Annotated in this window: 1 protein-coding gene; it reads right to left on the bottom strand. The window is 42.0% G+C overall.

What is annotated here, in order from left to right; translation table 11 throughout:
• Positions 1 to 966: hypothetical protein (locus IC221_RS29230; RefSeq protein WP_223241536.1), on the bottom strand; the 966-nt coding region annotated here is incomplete at both ends.

Genomic DNA, 966 nt, shown 5'->3' with positions numbered 1-966 from the left:
TTGCAACGATAATAACCATTCAGACTCGGTACCCTCAAATCCTGATTTAAATGCCAAATCATAAGCCGATTGACCATTGGAACCTTGTAAGGATGCCAACCATTCTTCCTTTGTTCCTTTAAAACCAGACTCTTGAGCTGTAGTATAAGCATCTACACCATCTTCGCCTTGCAACGATAATAACCATTCAGACTCGGTACCCTCAAATCCTGATTTAAATGCCAAATCATAAGCCGATTGACCATCGGAACCATTGGACCCTGACTCGCCTTGTAGAGAAGTTAACCATTCCGACTCAGTACCTTCAAAACCTGCGTCTTGGGCTAATTCATAAGCTGATTTACCATTCGAGGTCTCACCACCTCCAATAGTTGCTAACCATTCCTCTAGAGTTCCTTCAAAACCTGCATCCTGAGCTAATTCATAAGCAGATTTACCGTCAGATCCTTCTAAAGATGTTAACCACTCTGACTCACTACCTTCAAAACCTGATTCTTGAGCTAAAATATAAGCGGACTTACCGTCGGAACCTGATTCACCTTGTAATGACGTTAACCACTCCAATTCTGTACCCTCAAAACCTGATTCTTGTGCTAAAATATAAGCGGACTTACCATCTAAACCATTAGAACCCGATTCACCTTGTAATGACGTTAACCACTCTGATTCTGTACCCTCGAAACCCGATTCTTGAGCTAAAATATAAGCGGACTTACCATCTAAACCATTTGAACCCGATTCACCTTGTAATGACGTTAACCACTCTGATTCTGTACCCTCGAAACCCGATTCTTGAGCTAAGATATAAGCGGACTTGCCATCTAGACCATTAGAACCCGATTCACCTTGTAATGACGTTAACCACTCTAATTCTGTACCCTCGAAACCCGATTCTTGAGCTAAGATATAAGCGGACTTGCCATCTAAACCATTGGAACCCGATTCACCTTGTAATGACGTTAACCA

Origin of the sequence: Flammeovirga sp. EKP202 (assembly GCF_014534745.1) — a bacterium.
Lineage (GTDB): Bacteria > Bacteroidota > Bacteroidia > Cytophagales > Flammeovirgaceae > Flammeovirga.
Note: the sequence above shows the minus strand (reverse complement) of the source record. Positions and strands in the feature narration are given on the sequence as shown.